This is a genomic window from Pseudomonas salomonii, from assembly GCF_900107155.1.
GTDB lineage: Bacteria > Pseudomonadota > Gammaproteobacteria > Pseudomonadales > Pseudomonadaceae > Aquipseudomonas > Aquipseudomonas salomonii.
The window spans coordinates 345,753-361,277 of record NZ_FNOX01000007.1 but is presented as its reverse complement, the minus strand read 5'-3'; the positions used below and the strand labels follow the sequence as shown (position 1 = coordinate 361,277).

15 protein-coding genes are annotated in these 15,525 nt (G+C 59.3%); 6 read left to right on the top strand and 9 right to left on the bottom strand.

Annotated features, from left to right (window positions below; all coding sequences use genetic code 11):
* The 3 genes from dbpA (at nt 1) to yccS (ending at nt 5,066) form a co-directional block, all read left to right on the top strand.
* Nucleotides 1–1,338, top strand: coding sequence for an ATP-dependent RNA helicase DbpA (gene dbpA, locus BLV67_RS18225; protein ID WP_232626477.1), 1,338 nt, complete (start codon nt 1–3; stop codon nt 1,336–1,338).
* A gap of 131 nt (nt 1,339–1,469) precedes the next feature.
* Nucleotides 1,470–2,648 carry a BaiN/RdsA family NAD(P)/FAD-dependent oxidoreductase gene (locus tag BLV67_RS18220; protein ID WP_065929466.1) on the top strand — a complete coding sequence of 393 codons (1,179 nt, stop codon included), beginning with the start codon at nt 1,470–1,472 and terminating at the stop codon, nt 2,646–2,648.
* Between the two features lie 234 nt (nt 2,649–2,882).
* A complete protein-coding gene (gene yccS / locus BLV67_RS18215) occupies nt 2,883–5,066 on the top strand; it encodes a YccS family putative transporter (protein ID WP_065929467.1) in 2,184 nt (727 codons plus the stop codon).
* Nucleotides 5,067–5,078: 12 nt separating this feature from the next.
* On the opposite strand, the gene BLV67_RS18210 is transcribed toward yccS, so the two are convergent.
* Nucleotides 5,079–5,816 carry a substrate-binding periplasmic protein gene (locus BLV67_RS18210; protein WP_065929468.1) on the bottom strand — a complete coding sequence of 246 codons (738 nt, stop codon included), beginning with the start codon at nt 5,814–5,816 and terminating at the stop codon, nt 5,079–5,081.
* A gap of 202 nt (nt 5,817–6,018) precedes the next feature.
* Between BLV67_RS18210 and BLV67_RS18205 the strand changes: the two genes are divergently transcribed.
* The gene (locus BLV67_RS18205; protein ID WP_065929469.1) at nt 6,019–6,471 is read left to right on the top strand and encodes a GNAT family N-acetyltransferase; all 453 of its coding nucleotides are present in this window, start codon (nt 6,019–6,021) and stop codon (nt 6,469–6,471) included.
* A gap of 114 nt (nt 6,472–6,585) precedes the next feature.
* On the opposite strand, the gene BLV67_RS18200 is transcribed toward BLV67_RS18205, so the two are convergent.
* The 3 genes from BLV67_RS18200 to BLV67_RS18190 are packed head-to-tail and all read right to left on the bottom strand — an operon-like array spanning nt 6,586 to nt 9,551.
* Nucleotides 6,586–6,882 carry a winged helix-turn-helix domain-containing protein gene (locus BLV67_RS18200; protein ID WP_065929470.1) on the bottom strand — a complete coding sequence of 99 codons (297 nt, stop codon included), beginning with the start codon at nt 6,880–6,882 and terminating at the stop codon, nt 6,586–6,588.
* 19 nt (nt 6,883–6,901) lie between these two features.
* Nucleotides 6,902–7,402, bottom strand: a complete 501-nt coding sequence (locus BLV67_RS18195) for a M48 metallopeptidase family protein (protein ID WP_017139389.1) — start codon at nt 7,400–7,402, stop codon at nt 6,902–6,904.
* Between the two features lie 43 nt (nt 7,403–7,445).
* Nucleotides 7,446–9,551, bottom strand: coding sequence for a putative bifunctional diguanylate cyclase/phosphodiesterase (locus BLV67_RS18190; RefSeq protein WP_069786986.1), 2,106 nt, complete (start codon nt 9,549–9,551; stop codon nt 7,446–7,448).
* Between the two features lie 310 nt (nt 9,552–9,861).
* Between BLV67_RS18190 and BLV67_RS18185 the strand changes: the two genes are divergently transcribed.
* Both BLV67_RS18185 and BLV67_RS18175 read left to right on the top strand, forming a co-directional pair.
* Nucleotides 9,862–10,527, top strand: a complete 666-nt coding sequence (locus BLV67_RS18185) for a polysaccharide lyase family 7 protein (protein ID WP_065929472.1) — start codon at nt 9,862–9,864, stop codon at nt 10,525–10,527.
* A 1,010-nt stretch (nt 10,528–11,537) separates the two neighbouring features.
* Nucleotides 11,538–11,825: a hypothetical protein gene (locus tag BLV67_RS18175; protein WP_017139393.1), complete on the top strand. Its 288-nt coding sequence runs from the start codon at nt 11,538–11,540 to the stop codon at nt 11,823–11,825.
* A 53-nt stretch (nt 11,826–11,878) separates the two neighbouring features.
* On the opposite strand, the gene BLV67_RS18170 is transcribed toward BLV67_RS18175, so the two are convergent.
* From BLV67_RS18170 to BLV67_RS18150, 5 genes are all read right to left on the bottom strand, one after another.
* Complete coding sequence (locus BLV67_RS18170) at nt 11,879–13,150, bottom strand: type II toxin-antitoxin system HipA family toxin (RefSeq protein ID WP_065929473.1); 1,272 nt, start codon at nt 13,148–13,150, stop codon at nt 11,879–11,881.
* A complete protein-coding gene (locus tag BLV67_RS18165) occupies nt 13,143–13,406 on the bottom strand; it encodes a helix-turn-helix transcriptional regulator (RefSeq protein WP_239694251.1) in 264 nt (87 codons plus the stop codon). Before BLV67_RS18165 ends, BLV67_RS18170 begins: the two co-directional genes overlap by 8 nt.
* A 127-nt stretch (nt 13,407–13,533) precedes the next feature.
* Nucleotides 13,534–14,598, bottom strand: coding sequence for a class II fructose-bisphosphate aldolase (fba, locus tag BLV67_RS18160; protein WP_069786985.1), 1,065 nt, complete (start codon nt 14,596–14,598; stop codon nt 13,534–13,536).
* Between the two features lie 278 nt (nt 14,599–14,876).
* Nucleotides 14,877–15,212, bottom strand: a complete 336-nt coding sequence (locus tag BLV67_RS18155) for an MliC family protein (protein WP_056857744.1) — start codon at nt 15,210–15,212, stop codon at nt 14,877–14,879.
* Between the two features lie 62 nt (nt 15,213–15,274).
* The gene (locus BLV67_RS18150; protein WP_056857743.1) at nt 15,275–15,502 is read right to left on the bottom strand and encodes a hypothetical protein; all 228 of its coding nucleotides are present in this window, start codon (nt 15,500–15,502) and stop codon (nt 15,275–15,277) included.
* Nucleotides 15,503–15,525: the final 23 nt, after the last annotated feature.

Genomic DNA, 15,525 nt, shown 5'->3' with positions numbered 1-15,525 from the left:
ATGCTGGCTAACCTCGACTCGCTGGGTTACGTCGAGATGACGCAGATCCAGGCGCAAAGCTTGCCGGTGATCCTCAAGGGGCTGGACCTCATCGCCCAAGCCAAGACCGGCAGCGGCAAGACCGCCGCCTTCGGTATCGGCCTGCTCAACCCGATCAACCCGCGTTACTTCGGCTGCCAGGCGCTGGTGATGTGCCCGACCCGTGAGCTGGCCGACCAGGTCGCCAAGGAAATCCGTCGCCTGGCGCGTGCCGAAGACAACATCAAGGTACTGACCCTGTGCGGCGGCGTGTCCCTCGGCCCGCAAATCGCCTCGCTGGAACATGGCGCCCACGTCATCGTCGGCACGCCAGGCCGTATCCAGCAGCACCTGCGCAAAGGTTCGCTGGTGCTGGACGGCCTGAACACGCTGATCCTCGATGAAGCCGACCGCATGCTCGATATGGGCTTCTACGACGCCATCGAAGACATCATCAGCAAGACCCCGCCACGCCGCCAGACCCTGCTGTTCTCGGCCACCTACCCGGTGAGCATCAAGCAGCTGGCCTCCAAGTTCATGCGCGCGCCGCAGCAAGTGAAAGCCGAAGCCTTCCATTCCGACGACCAGATCGAGCAGCGTTTCTACGAGATCTCGCCGGAAGAGCGCATGGACGCGGTGACCAAGGTGCTGGCGCACTTCCGCCCGGCGTCTTGCGTGGCGTTCTGCTTTACCAAGCAGCAAGTGCAGGAAACCGTGGATCACCTGACCGCCAAAGGCATCTCCGCCGTCGGCCTGCATGGCGACCTGGAACAGCGCGACCGTGACCAGGTACTGGCGATGTTCGCCAACCGCAGCACTTCAGTGCTGGTGGCAACCGACGTCGCCGCCCGTGGCCTGGACATTGATTCGCTGGACATGGTGATCAACGTCGAACTGGCCCGCGACTCGGAAATCCACATCCACCGCGTGGGCCGTACCGGTCGCGCCGGTGAGACCGGCATCGCCATCAGCCTGGTGGCACCGTCCGAAGCGCACCGCGCCCAGGCCATCGAGCAACTGCAAAAGTCGCCGCTGAACTGGGACCAACTGGACAACCTCAAGCCGCAAAGCGGCGGCCCGTTGCTGCCGCAGATGAGCACGCTGTGCATCGCCGCCGGCCGTAAAGACAAGGTTCGCCCAGGCGACATCCTTGGTGCACTGACCGGTGATGCCGGGATTCCGGGTGCTCAGGTCGGCAAGATCGCGATCTTTGATTTCCAGGCGTTCGTGGCCGTGGAACGTGGGATCGCCAAACAGGCGCTGCAGCGTTTGAATGACGGCAAGATCAAAGGCCGCTCGTTGCGCGTGCGCATCCTCTGACCTGATCGTTCCCACGCTCCGCGTGGGAACGCATCCCGTGACGTTGTGCGTCACAAAGCGGACGCAGAGCGTCCATGGCGGCATTCCCACGCAGAGCGTGGGAACGATCTGATGAACATGAGGACACCGTTTTGCGCTCGACCGAAGTTGTGATCATTGGCGCCGGCGCCGCAGGCTTGATGTGCGCACTGACCGCCGCCGGGCGTGGGCGCAAGGTGATGCTGATCGACCACGCCAACAAGGCCGGCAAAAAGATCCTGATGTCCGGCGGCGGCCGCTGCAATTTCACCAACATGTACACCGAACCGGCCAACTTCCTCTCGCACAACGCGCACTTCTGCAAATCCGCCCTGGCCCGCTACACCCAGTGGGATTTCATCGGGCTGGTGGCCAAGCACGGCGTGCCGTACCACGAGAAAAAACTCGGCCAGCTGTTCTGCGACAACAAGTCCAGCGACATCCTCGGCATGCTGCTCGATGAATGCATCCAGACCGGCGTGAGCCTGCACCTGGACACCTCCATCGAGGAAATCGCCAAAGTCGACGGCGGCTATCAGTTGCAAACCACCTTGGGCGAACTGCACTGCGAATCCCTGGTGATCGCCACGGGCGGCCTGTCGATTCCGACCCTGGGCGCCACCGGTTTTGGTTACCAGGTGGCCAAGCAATTTGGCCACGAACTGCTGCCGACCCGCGCAGGTTTGGTGCCGTTTACCATCACCGACCAGCTCAAGGAACTGTGCGGCGAGCTGTCCGGTACATCCGTGGATTGCCTGGTGAGCTGCAACGACCAGAGCTTTCGCGAGAACATCCTGTTTACCCACCGTGGCCTCAGTGGCCCGGCGATTCTGCAGATTTCGTCCTACTGGGAAACCGGCGACACGGTGGAAATCAACCTGCTGCCCGACCACGACGCGCACAGCTGGTTGCAACAGCAACAGGTCGAGCACCCCAACAGCGAGCTGAAAACCCTGCTGGGTGAGATCTTCACCAAGAAGATGGCCAACCTGTTGGCGCAGAGCTGGTTTGTGTCCAAGCCGATGAAGCAATACACCCACGCCGAAGTGGCCGACATTGCGCAAAAGCTGTCGAGCTGGCAGTTGGTGCCCGCGGGCACCGAAGGCTATCGCACGGCCGAGGTGACGCTGGGTGGCGTGGACACGCGGGAAGTGTCGTCCAAGACCATGGAATCGCTGAAAAGCCCAGGGCTGTACTTTATTGGTGAAGTGTTGGATGTGACCGGTCACCTGGGTGGGTTTAATTTCCAGTGGGCCTGGGCGTCCGGCTATGCGGCCGCGCAATACGCCTGACACAACGCGGTAAAAAATGTGGGAGCGGGCTTGCTCGCGAAGGCGGTGTATCAGTATCAGATGTGCTGACTGACACTGCGCATTCGCGAGCAAGCCCGCTCCCACATTGATTGCATTCCACATTTAGAATGCAGGCCCTGGAATAAATTTCGCTGTTACATGTGATCGCCACGCTTGCCGTGGCGTCATTACTGGCTCAATTTAGCGGCATCGTCCCGGAAGACTCCAGACTTCATGTCATCGACCTCGTTCAAGCAGTCCATGCGGCGCCTGTGGGCGCTGGATAAATTCAGTTACAGCGTTCGGGTATTCATCGCCCTCACCGGCAGCATGGCGCTGTGCTGGTATCAGAACGAAATGACCCTGCTGATCCCGCTGTTCCTGGGGATTATCGCCAGCGCCCTGGCCGAGACTGATGACAGCTGGCAAGGCCGCCTGAATGCACTGGCGGTGACGCTGGTGTGTTTCAGCGTCGCCGCGCTGTCGGTTGAGCTGCTGTTTCCCTATCCCTGGATCTTCGCCATCGCCCTGGCCCTGGCCAGCTTCTGCCTGACCATGCTCGGCGCGTTGGGCGAACGTTATGGCGCGATTGCTTCAGCGACGTTGATTCTGTCGGTTTACACCATGATCGGCGTGGACCAGCGCGGTGGCGCCGTCACCGACTTCTGGCATGAGCCGTTGCTGCTGGTGGCCGGTGCGGCGTGGTATGGCGTGCTGTCGGTGCTGTGGCAGGTGCTGTTTTCCAATCAGCCGGTGCAGCAAAGCCTGGCGCGGTTGTTTCGCGAGCTGGGGCGTTACCTCAAACTCAAATCGTCGCTGTTCGAGCCGATCCGCCAACTGGATGTGCAAGCCCGCCGCCTGGAACTGGCCCAGCAAAACGGCCGGGTGGTGGCGGCGCTGAATGCCGCGAAAGAAATCATCCTGCACCGCGTGGGCAATGGCCGCCCAGGCTCGAAAGTCAGCCGTTACCTGAAGCTGTACTTTCTGGCCCAGGATATCCACGAACGCGCCAGCTCGTCCCACTACCCTTACAACGCCCTGGCCGAAGCCTTCTTCCACAGCGACGTGCTGTTCCGCTGCCAGCGCCTGTTGCGCCAGCAAGGCAAGGCCTGCCAGGCCCTGGCCGAATCAATCCAGCTGCGCCAGCCGTTCATTTATGACGACAGCTTCGCTGAAGCCCTGGGCGACCTGAACGCCTCCCTGGAGCACTTGCGCATCCAGAGCAACCCGGCCTGGCGCGGCCTGTTGCGCTCGTTGCGGGCGTTGGCGGCCAACCTGTCCACCCTCGACCGCCTGCTCGGCGATGCCAGCAACCCCGACTCCCTGGCCGACGCCACCGACAGCAGCCTGCTGGACCGTGCCCCGCGCAACCTCAAGGAAATGTGGACGCGCCTGCGCACGCAACTGACGCCGACGTCACTGCTGTTCCGTCACGCCCTGCGCCTGCCGCTGGCACTGAGTATCGGCTATTGGATGGTGCACCTCATCCACCCCTCCCAGGGTTACTGGATCATCCTCACCACCCTGTTCGTGTGCCAGCCCAACTACGGCGCCACGCGGCGCAAGCTCGGCCAGCGGATCATCGGCACCGCCATCGGCCTGACCGTGGCCTGGGCGCTGTTCGACCTGTTCCCAAGCCCGCTGGTGCAGTCAATGTTCGCCATCGCCGCAGGCCTGGTGTTCTTTATCAACCGTACCACCCGCTACACCCTGGCCACGGCGGCGATCACCCTGATGGTGCTGTTCTGCTTCAACCAGGTGGGCGACGGTTACGGGCTGTTCCTGCCACGCCTGTTCGATACCTTGCTGGGCAGTTTGATTGCAGGCCTGGCGGTGTTCCTGTTCCTGCCGGACTGGCAAGGCCGGCGTCTGAACAAGGTGCTGGCCAACACCCTGACCTGCAACAGCATTTACCTGCGCCAGATCATGCAGCAATACGCCGCCGGCAAGCGCGACGACCTGGCCTACCGGCTGGCGCGGCGCAATGCGCACAACGCCGATGCGGCGCTGTCCACCACGCTGGCGAATATGCTCATGGAACCTGGGCATTTCCGTAAGGAGGCCGATGTGGGTTTCCGCTTTCTGGTGCTGTCGCACACCTTGCTCAGCTACCTTTCCGGGCTGGGTGCGCATCGGGAGACTCAATTACCGGCCGACGTGCGTGAACATCTGATCAACGGCGCCGGTAACAGCCTGGCGGCGAGTATCGACGAAATCGCCACGGGGCTGGCCAACAAGCAGCCGATTGCGATTCAGAGTGATGCCGAAGAAGCATTGGCGGCGGACCTGGAGCAGATGCCCGATGAGATTGATGAGGGGCAGCGGTTGGTGCAGACGCAACTGGCGTTGATTTGCCGCCAGTTGGGGCCGTTACGCACGTTGGCGGCGCATCTGATCAAAGACACCAGCGCGGCGTAGACCGCCAAAACACTACATCCCATGCTCCTTCATCAACCTTGCATAACTGCCATCTGCCTTCATCCTGGCAATCTCCCGATCAAAGCTGGCCACGATCTGCTCATGCTCGGGGTTCTTCAGGCTCACCAGAATATGCAGGCTGTTCTCGCTCAGCGGCTTGGGTAAAAACTCCACCGCATTGCGCACCCGGGGCGACTCCCGCGCCAGGTAATAGCGGGCTACAAACTCATCTTCCAGCGTCAGCCTGACGCGTCTGGCCGCCAGCATACGCACCGCCATGGCGAAGTTATGCACCGGCACTTTCTGCAACTGCGCATCCTGCTCGAACGCCGCCGAGTAGGCGTAGCCGCGCACCACGGCGATGGGATCGTCGTGCAGTTGCTCCAGGTTCTGATAGTCGATGGGGTCGTCGCGGCGCTTGATAAACCGCACGCGATTCATCAGGTATTCGCCGGAAAACTGGCCCAGCCTGGTGCGGGCATCGTCGTACCAGGCGTTGATCAACACGTCATAACGGCCATCGCCCACGCCCATCAACGCCCGCGCCCAGGGCACCTGCTCAAAATCACTGGCATACCCTGCGCGGGCCAGCGCCGTACTGACAATGTCAGTGGCCAGGCCGCCGTTAATCAAGGTGGAATCGGTAAACGGTGGCCATACATCCGCTACCAGGCGCAAGCGCTGCGCCACCGCGGGCTGGGCCAGCAGCAACACTCCAATCAAAGCAACGGCACGAGAAAATCGCGGCATGCTCAAGGTCCTTGGCGGGCAGGCAGGCAGTGGCCTGATAACAGTAGCTCATCAATGAGCCCGTATTGCAGATTACACAAAGAAGCCAGCAGCGATCGAACTGAATGATGGCAAATTGACGCCATTCACAAAAATGCTCGCTTTAGACAGGGCGGCCGGTGGCGCTTACTATCGGCAACAAACATTAATAAGGGAAAACGCCATGACGGTTGAATGGGTCTGCAAACATCACGAAGACCTCGGCAAAGAGCAGCTGTACGCCATTATGCGTCTGCGCAATGAGGTGTTCGTCGTCGAGCAAAAATGCGTGTATCAAGACCTCGACGGGCAGGATCTTTCGGGCGATACCCACCACTTGATGGCCTGGCAAGATGACGTGCTGGTGGCTTACCTGCGCCTGCTGGACCCGGAATCACAGGGCGGTGACGTGGTAATTGGCCGAGTGATCGTGGCACCGGTGGCACGCGGTACCGGGCTGGGGCACCAGATGATGGAAGAAGCGCTCAAGCGCATTGAAGACATCTGGCCGCAGACGCCGATTTATCTGTCAGCCCAGGCGCATTTGCAGGGGTATTACGGGCGGTACGGGTTTGCGGTGGCGGGTGAGGAATACCTGGAGGATGACATTCCCCATATTGGTATGCGGCGTAGCTGAGGGCCTCTTCGCGAGCAAGCCCGCTCCCACATTTAACCGCGTACATACTTTGAAATGCGGTCGAATGTGGGAGCGGGCTTGCTCGCGAAGGCGTCAGACAATTCACCACAAGCCTCAGGGATAACCCAACACCTGCTTGACCACCCCAAGGTTCGCCTCGATCCAGCGCCGATCAATCGCGCCCCAGCTGCGAATCCGATAACACCCAGCATGATTACGCGCACCGTCCTCCTGCTCGAATTCACACACAATATCCAGATCAGCCAACGCCGCAATCGTGTCCTGCGCCGTGCGCCGTGGCATGCCGGTGGCGTCGGTCAGTGCCGGCACGCTGCTGGCCTGGCCGCTGTCGATCAGGTAAGCCACATACAGGCGGCGGTAGAAACTGCTTTTGGTCTTGCTCACATCCATGCTCGAACGCCTTGTGAAGTTAGGGCTTGCCCTGCAAGTCGCGATACGTGAGGTACACCCGCAGGTCGAATTCCACCTGATGGTAGCCCGGCATCATGTACTCACAGAGTTTATAGAACGCCTTGTTGTGGTCCGATTCCTTGAAGTGCGCCAGCTCGTGTACCACGATCATGCGCAGAAACTCCGGCGCGGCTTCCTTGAACAGCGCGGCAATGCGGATCTCTTTCTTGGCTTTGAGGTTGCCGCCCTGCACCCGTGAAATCGTGGTGTGCAGGCCCAGAGCGCGGTGGGTGAGGTCCAGGCGGTTGTCGAACAGCACTTTGTCGATGGCCGGCGCGTTGCGCAGGTGTTCCTGCTTCAACGCCAGGGCATAGCTGTATAGCGCCTTGTCGCTCTGCACGCCGTGGCGCTCGGGGTAGCGTTGCTCCAGGTAGGCGCCCAATTGGTCCTTGGCGATCAACTGGCGCACTTGCTCTTGAAGCGCTGCGGGGTAGGCCTGGAGGTATTTCAGCGCGGTCATGGGGCTCTGCAACAGGGTTCGAATGGCCGCCAGTGTAGCGAATTCACAGCAGACGAGGGTGGGACCACGTGGCCATTTCCTCGGCCACCAACGGCTGCGCCGCCCACGGCCCCTGGATAAACGCGCAGCCATTGGCCTTGAGCCACTGTGATTGTTCGAGGGTTTCCACACCCTCGGCGATCACCAACACATCAAAATGAGCGCATAACTGGATGATACTGCGCGCCATCGCCGCATCCCGCACCGAGCCCGGCAGGCGCGCCACCAGTTGCGGGTCGAGCTTGAGCGTGTCGAACGCCAGGTCCCGCAGGTGGGCCAGGGAGCATTGGCCCAGGCCGAAATCATCCAGGGCAATGCGCACGCCGATCTGGCGCAGTAACTTGAGCTGCTTATGGGTCTCGTCGAGGTTACTCATCAGGCTGTCTTCGCTGATTTCCACCTCCAGCTGGCGCCCCTGCAACCCATGTCGCTCAAGGACCTGCTGCAGTTGGCTGGCGAGGTTGGGCATATTGAACTGGCTGGCACTCAAGCTCACGCTCAGCACCAGCGCTTGATCGAACGTGGCTTGCCAGGCCTGGCGCTGGGCAGCGACTTGCTGGTAGATCCAGGCGCTCAACTGGCTGATCAGCCGCGCCTCTTCAAGCAGCGGCAAAAACAAGCCCGGCGGCACATCGCCGACGCTGGGGTGCTGCCAGCGCAACAGCGCCTCGACACCACGCAAGCGCCCGTCTTCCAGCGAGACCTGGGGTTGGTACACCAGGGTGAAATCCTTGTTTTGGATCGCGGTGCGCACGCTGTCTTCCAGCATCAGCCGCGAACGGGCACGGCCGTTCATTTCCTGATCGTAATAGCGATATTGCTGACGCCCCGCGCGCTTGGCTTCGTACATGGCGATATCCGCCGCACGCAACAGACCACTCAGGTCGGAGCCGCAGTCCGGGAACGTGGCGATGCCGATGCTGACGCCGAGCATCACCTCCAAACCGTCCACTTGCTGGCACACAGACACCCTTTCGATCAGTTTTTCCGCAATCTTGGCGGCCTGCTCCGGAAACTCCAACTCCAGCAACGCGGTGAACTCATCCCCGCCCATGCGCCCAAGAATGTCGCAGGAGCGCAGACACGCCTGCATCTGCTCCGAGACCCAGCGCAGCACACGGTCGCCCGCGTCGTGGCCCAACGAGTCATTGACCCGCTTGAAACCGTCCAGGTCCAGGTACAGCAACACCAGCGACTGTTCGTTACGCTCGCTGCGCGACAAGAGGTTCTCCACCGCCTGGTGAAAGCCACGCCGGTTCAACAGCCCCGTCAACGGGTCGGTCACGGCCTGGAACTCCAACTGCTGATGCAGATGGCGTACCTCGGACATGTCCAGCACGGTCACCACCATGGCCTTCTGCTCGGCGGGCAGCGGTGCACAGGACAACGCCACGGGCACCTGCTGACCACGCCCGGTGCGCAAGATTGCGTCATGCTGGCGCCACGTTTCGCCCCGCCGGTACGCCTCGTACATCGGGAAACTCAACCACGCGGGCACATGGGGCTTTTGCAGGAAGCTCAAGAAGCTCTCGCCCTGCAACTCGGCCATGGTGGCGTTCAGCAAGCGTGAAATGGCCGGGTTGGCGTACTCGATCACACTGCCCTCGCCCACCACCAGCAGGCCTTCGGCGGCGTTGTCGAGCACCGAGGCGTTAAAGGCACGCGCCAGCTCCAGGTCATGGCTCAGCCGCTGCAAGGCCCGGCGGTTGCGTTGGTGTTCCAGCAGGGCCTGAACCTTGGGCTTGAGGATATGGGGGTCGAAAGGTTTGAACAGATAGTCGATCGCACCGCTGGCGTAGCCTTCCTGCACGGCGTCGGACGATTGGGCGTGGGCCGTCAGAAAGATAATCGGCGTCATGCGCGTACGCTGGCTGCCGCGCATCAGGCGTGCGACTTCAAAGCCGTCCATGCCGGGCATGCGCACATCCAGCAACACCAGGTCGACCTCGTGGGCGAGCAGCAATTCCAGGGCTTCCAGCCCGGAGGCGGCCGTGATCACGTGCCAGTCTTCACGCTGCAAAAGCGCACGCATGCTGATGAGGTTCTCGGGGTAGTCATCAACTACCAGAAGAACCGAACTGCCATCGCCGGGGTGTGGAGCGCAATCCATGCTACGTCTCTTCCTTGAGGGGCTGCACCGGTCACTTCTGCTACAAAAACCGGACAAACACAGAGGGCTCACTCTAGCCCCGCTTTAAAAAAAGCAGAAGTGACGTGGGTGCCATCATTGCGCCAAAGCTCAGGAAGCCGACTAACGGTCAAGCCCTACAGCCTACGGGCTGTGGGAAACATGGCTTTTTGGCATTTAGCTGACGCCAATAATTTGCCAGCGCTTAATTAACAATTTGGTTACTACCGCTTATAAAGAACCTGCGCAGCCCTCGGGCTAAAGCCTTCATTCTCTGTAAAAGGCCAACACCATGATCGACCTTTCCACCTGGAACCTGAGCATTCCGGTCGGCTCCCCGCCCACGACCATCGACACCCCCAAACTGCTGAGCGGCTTCAAAGACCAGTACTTCCAGGCCGAAGGCAGCAACGTGCAATTCTGGACACCCGTGACCGGCACCCGTACCGAAAACGCCATCTACCCACGCAGCGAGTTACGCGAAACCTACGCCGATGGGCGCCTGCGCAACTGGACTTACAACGAGGCCAACAACTTCCTGCGCGCCACCGTGACCGTCAACCAGGTGCCCTCCAGCGGCAAAGTGGTCATCGGCCAGATCCACGCGTATGACAGCCAGAAACCGCTGATCAAGCTGGAGTACCAGTTCAAGGAAAAAACCCAGACCGGCAACATCGTCGCCAAGGTGCGCATGCGCCCGGATGATGGCGAGGGCCGTGTGATTACCGTCGCCAGTAACGTGCCATTGGAGAAGAGCTTCACCTATGTGATCAACCTCAATAAGGCCGGCTTGCTCAGCGTATCTGCCGCAGACGGCCAATGGAACGAGCGCATAGGCGCCGCGTGGGGTGCGAAGCCGCTGTACTTCAAGGCAGGGGTTTATGTGCAGGACAACAGCGGCGACAGCAAAGAAGGCGCGCGAGTGACGTTTGCCAAATTGGATATTGATCACCAATAGTGCGTGAAAGAAGCCCCGTTAATGGCGGGGCTTCTTGGAAGGTTTATTCAACGAACATCAGCATAAAGCCCATCGAGGAGTCACCGGCGGGTTTGTTATCGCCGACTTTAAGCGTCAATACATTAATGTAGTTGATGGCCGGAATACTGCCCAACTTGGCATGACCATAGAAGATATGTTCGTTGGAACTGACATCCCTCAGGCTGCGCGATCAAGGCTACCTCTTTCACCCACTTGGGCGACTGTGCAGTGGCTTGCCCCTTTTCGTTAACAGATGCGGTGAATATTCGGCCCTCGGCGTGGGCAAAAGATCCTGCTGCGAGTAACGCGATGATAGCGCCAGCGACTTTAATCAACTTCATTATCAATTCTCCATCATTGAATACATTTAACGATCAACCTTAAATGATCAGAGACTGATAAAAGCGCACTTTTAATGGCGCACCAATAAAACAGAAAACTATAAAGACACAGGGAATTCTACTGACTGGTTCAGGAGACTTCCGATTGCAAAGCACTTTTGAGCCGATGATATTCGTAGGCAAACTCCGACAGATACAAAGACTATTCTCAGATTAATCCAACCTCTTAAACACACCACCGAACCCTGTGGGAGCCGGGCTTGCCCGCGATGGCGGCGCATCAGCCACCATCAGCAGTGCCTGACACACCGCCATCGCGGGCAAGCCCGGCTCCCACATTGGATCTGCATCGATTCAAAGGTCCAGGTTGGTCCTACACGACCGTTGCGGGCAAACAGATCGCCGCTTATAGTTCGCCGGTCGCTGAGAACAGCGATAGGGTTTCGCAGCCCTACCGAGTTAATACCGCACCCGTCACAAACGGCCCCGGCGCTCCGCCGACGGCCGTCCTTGTTATGGCGGCTGTGCGTGGGAGACCTTCGGGTCTGCCGGGTCTTAACTCCTCGGTCTGCGAACCCGCGTACAGCTGCCACCCAATTTGTTTCGCAGCAAACGGTGGTCATTCTTTTCTTGAGTTAAGGATTTACCATGACCGACCCATTACCACCCCGCCGCTTCTACCCCTGCACCGAGTCCGCCACCGACTCACCCGTGCTCTTGATCGACAGCGCCGCCCCACTGCCCGACCTCCACGCCTGCCTGCGCGAACGCCTCAACGCCGCCCTCGAACACCTCAACCTGATGGCCTGCTCCAGCCTCCCGGACTTCGCCGAGCGCGACCTGAATAACGTGGCCAATACCGCACGTATTCTGGTGCAGGACGTGAGCGACGTGTTCCGCGTCATTGAGCACCGAGGTTTCGATACCGCTGCCTGATCAAATCCCGGCCACAAAAAAGCCCGCATCGTTGCGGGCTTCTTTGCAGGCACTTATGGCGCCCGTTTTTCCACTGGCTTTCGTCTCATCCCCGATACCACCGAATCATGCAGCGCCATTGCGCGGCCGGCGTCCCACTCCTTCTGCATCGTTGAAAACAGCTCAACGTCTATGTGTACTTTATGTGCGCTTAGCGCCTCAGACATGGCATCGCTAATTTGCTCAATAATCGCGCCTGGGTTTGCAACACCACAGTGCTTGCGACCGAACTCGACCAGTTGCTGGCGATCCGGGTAGGCCTTTGCCTTGTTCATCTTGATCGCCAAGGTACGGTCGACCAGTGACTGACCAGACTTGGGGTTGTAATTTTCATACACAGTAGTCGTTGTCACATCGAACACAGGGGCTAACTGCACGGTTTCCAGCGCACCGGGATGGGTGTAGAGCACACCGAAATTTTTCAGATGAGCATCGCCATTGCGCACCATGACCGACAAGCACACAGATGAATAAAAACGTTCGAGTTCACGCAGCACATCACCCTGCCGGCACACCTCATTTATCACTGCAGCAAGCGTTTCGTAACTTTGGGAATATTTGTAGTTGTCGTGAGGATCTTTGTTCAGTCCCAACAGCACTGCCATATCCTCGAACCCCAACCTGCCAGACTCCGTCAGATCAAAGCGCTCCATGACAAACAGATCACCCCGTTCCGACAGCCAGAAACGCGGAGTTTGCATGCCGGCAAGGCGAGCAGCTTCCAAACAGAGGAATTCGTTCTGAGCCAAGTGTGCATATTCATCAGCGCCGGACTTCACGATTAAGTCAGAACTGAGCATGGTTTTGCGACTGCCTGTCAGCTTATCCAGATCGGGTACCAGCACCTTCGGCTGCACCCCGGAAATACCTGACTCAAAGTAGGTCTCGACCAGGAAATCGAATACGCCTTGTGAGGCATCCGCAGAAAGGATTTCCTGCAACCCCACTTGCGCTTTCACCGGTGCAGACGCTTCAACGGGGTTCTCGTAACTCAACCGACCGATCTGATTGCCACCAATGATCGACAGCAAACGCATGTCGTCCACCTGCATATGCTTGGCCATGCGACGTTTAATCTGATCAGCCAGGAAACCCTCCGGCACATTCATATCAAAAATCGGATGCAGGACGTTGCTGACCGCAGGCGTCGGGTCATAGGGCATTACCAATGACACTTCAGACGAAGCCTGCGCCGAGGCATAGGCGAACGAAAACTGTGAGCCTTTGGACAGCACGCCTGCCAAGCCCTGGGGCGTGGTTATGTTGAGCAGCTTGACCCTACTCATCGTACTCCACCAGTTCGGCAAGGGATTTGAGGTCGATGCGCCGATCAACCACCTCCAGCGCCATTCCCAACGCGGTAATGACCCTGAATACGGTATACATAGCCACGTTTTCCCCTGCCTCAAGATCGATGATCGTCTTGCGACTGCACCTGGCTTTTTCCGCGAGCTGTTGCTGACTGTATTGCTTCGCCCGCCGCAGCTGCCTCAGCCGTTCGCCAAATGAGGGAGGATTGGTGATAAGCAAAATGTCACCCATATAGGACTTTTTAAGTATTAATCATAATTATGTCCACTATAGCGGACATTTCAACCACCTTCCGTCTGCAACGCGCGGCCACAAAAAAGCCCGCATCGCTGCGGGCTTCTTTTTAAACGCTTAAGGCTCAGTTCACCTTGGCGTTCAACTCACCTTTCAGGTAACGCTGGTACATGGCTTCCAACGAGATCGGTTTGATCTTCGAAGCATTACCGGCAGTGCCGAACGCTTCGTAGCGAGCGATACACACATCACGCATGGCGGTAACGGTGGCGCCGAAGAACTTACGTGGGTCAAATTCGCTCGGGTTGGTGGCCATCAGGCGACGCATTGCGCCGGTGGACGCCAAACGCAGGTCGGTGTCGATGTTGACCTTGCGCACGCCATACTTGATGCCTTCGACGATTTCTTCAACCGGCACGCCGTAGGTTTCTTTGATGTCGCCGCCGTACTGGTTGATGATCGCCAGCCACTCTTGCGGTACCGAGGAAGAGCCGTGCATCACCAGGTGGGTGTTAGGGATGCGCTTGTGGATTTCCTTGATGCGGTCGATGGCCAGCACGTCGCCGGTAGGTGGCTTGGTGAACTTGTAGGCGCCGTGGCTGGTGCCGATGGCGATGGCCAGGGCGTCCACTTGGGTCTTTTTCACGAAGTCAGCGGCTTCTTCCGGGTCAGTCAGCATCTGGCTGTGATCCAGCACGCCTTCGGCGCCGATGCCGTCTTCTTCACCGGCCATACCGGTTTCCAGGGAACCCAGGCAGCCCAGCTCGCCTTCAACCGACACACCACAGGCGTGAGCCATGGCCACGGTTTGTTGGGTGACGCGTACGTTGTACTCGTAGCCGGTCGGGGTCTTGCCGTCTTCGCCCAGGGAGCCGTCCATCATTACCGAGCTGAAGCCCAGTTGGATGGAGCGCTGGCACACGTCAGGGCTGGTGCCGTGGTCCTGGTGCATGCACACCGGGATGTGCGGGAATTCTTCGATCGCGGCGAGAATCAGGTGACGCAGGAACGGGGCGCCGGCGTATTTGCGCGCACCGGCCGAAGCCTGGACGATCACGGGGGAGTCGGTCTTGTCAGCGGCTTCCATGATGGCGCGCATCTGCTCAAGGTTGTTGACGTTAAAGGCTGGGACGCCGTAGCCGAACTCGGCTGCGTGGTCCAGCATTTGACGCATGCTGATAAGTGCCATTGTGTTGTCTCTCCCGGTCGAGGGTCGTTAATCGTGCAAGCCTGCCGTAGCGGCGGCTGCTATTCAAGTTATTGCAGATCAAGGGGTTAAGCTTGAGCTGCTGAATCGTTATTGCAGTGTCCGGTTCGCATTCATTTCGATTTGGAACCGGCTCTACTGTGGGAGCGGGCTTGCTCGCGAATGCGGTGTACCAGTCACCGAATTCGTCAGCTGAACCACCGCTTTCGCGAGCAAGCCAGCTCCCACATTTTGATCTCATGTATTTCGAGATCGTGTTCTTACTGAGCCTTACAGCCGCGCCCAATCAAATCATCGGTGGCGACCCAGTAAACCAGGCCTTCCTCACCTTTTGTGTGAAACGCCAGTTGGCCGTCGCTGTACAGCACGCCCGAGGCGGCAACCTCTTGTTTAAGGCGATAAACCTGGTCCGCACCGCCGAGGCGTACATCCACTTCAGAACGGGCCGGGTTGGCAAAGCGCCAGTTGACCTCGGCCTTGCTGTCGCAGGTCCAGGTGGTCCATTTGTCTGCCGGCTCAGCCGCCTTGTTGAACATGTTCATGCTGCTGCAACCGGCCAACAAGGCCAGGGCTGCCAGGGCGAAAACGCCTTTCATTGCCACTCCTCGAACGACGGCCCCAAGGGCCGCCACTGCTGTCGGTTAGTTGATCAGACCCGTCATGGGCAACCCTGTTCCTGACCGTTGGGCGCGGCGTCGTATTGTTCCAGCCGTTCATTGCCGATGCGCTTGTTGATCACCGGCATGGTTTCGGCTTGCCAGTCGGCCTGGTAGCAGCTTTTTTTCGGCGCCGCCCCAGGCGCTTGCGCCTCGGGCGCAGCGCTTGGCGTGCTGCCGCAGCCGGCCAACAGGCCCGCTGCGATCACCAGTGCCAACGACTTGATCATGGGAATGCTCCTTTTCCGGATCA

What these genes read in the sequence shown, in the direction of transcription:
- BLV67_RS18150 (WP_056857743.1), bottom strand. Translation starts at nt 15,502, where the DNA reads ATGATCAAGTCGTTGGCACTGGTGATCGCAGCGGGCCTGTTGGCCGGC.
- BLV67_RS18195 (WP_017139389.1), bottom strand. Translation starts at nt 7,402, where the DNA reads ATGACCGCGCTGAAATACCTCCAGGCCTACCCCGCAGCGCTTCAAGAG.
- dbpA (WP_232626477.1), top strand. Translation starts at nt 1, where the DNA reads ATGCTGGCTAACCTCGACTCGCTGGGTTACGTCGAGATGACGCAGATC.
- BLV67_RS18185 (WP_065929472.1), top strand. Translation starts at nt 9,862, where the DNA reads ATGATCGACCTTTCCACCTGGAACCTGAGCATTCCGGTCGGCTCCCCG.
- BLV67_RS18210 (WP_065929468.1), bottom strand. Translation starts at nt 5,816, where the DNA reads ATGCCGCGATTTTCTCGTGCCGTTGCTTTGATTGGAGTGTTGCTGCTG.
- BLV67_RS18200 (WP_065929470.1), bottom strand. Translation starts at nt 6,882, where the DNA reads ATGGATGTGAGCAAGACCAAAAGCAGTTTCTACCGCCGCCTGTATGTG.
- BLV67_RS18155 (WP_056857744.1), bottom strand. Translation starts at nt 15,212, where the DNA reads ATGAAAGGCGTTTTCGCCCTGGCAGCCCTGGCCTTGTTGGCCGGTTGC.
- BLV67_RS18175 (WP_017139393.1), top strand. Translation starts at nt 11,538, where the DNA reads ATGACCGACCCATTACCACCCCGCCGCTTCTACCCCTGCACCGAGTCC.
- fba (WP_069786985.1), bottom strand. Translation starts at nt 14,598, where the DNA reads ATGGCACTTATCAGCATGCGTCAAATGCTGGACCACGCAGCCGAGTTC.
- yccS (WP_065929467.1), top strand. Translation starts at nt 2,883, where the DNA reads ATGTCATCGACCTCGTTCAAGCAGTCCATGCGGCGCCTGTGGGCGCTG.
- BLV67_RS18170 (WP_065929473.1), bottom strand. Translation starts at nt 13,150, where the DNA reads ATGAGTAGGGTCAAGCTGCTCAACATAACCACGCCCCAGGGCTTGGCA.
- BLV67_RS18205 (WP_065929469.1), top strand. Translation starts at nt 6,019, where the DNA reads ATGACGGTTGAATGGGTCTGCAAACATCACGAAGACCTCGGCAAAGAG.
- BLV67_RS18165 (WP_239694251.1), bottom strand. Translation starts at nt 13,406, where the DNA reads ATGGGTGACATTTTGCTTATCACCAATCCTCCCTCATTTGGCGAACGG.
- BLV67_RS18190 (WP_069786986.1), bottom strand. Translation starts at nt 9,551, where the DNA reads ATGGATTGCGCTCCACACCCCGGCGATGGCAGTTCGGTTCTTCTGGTA.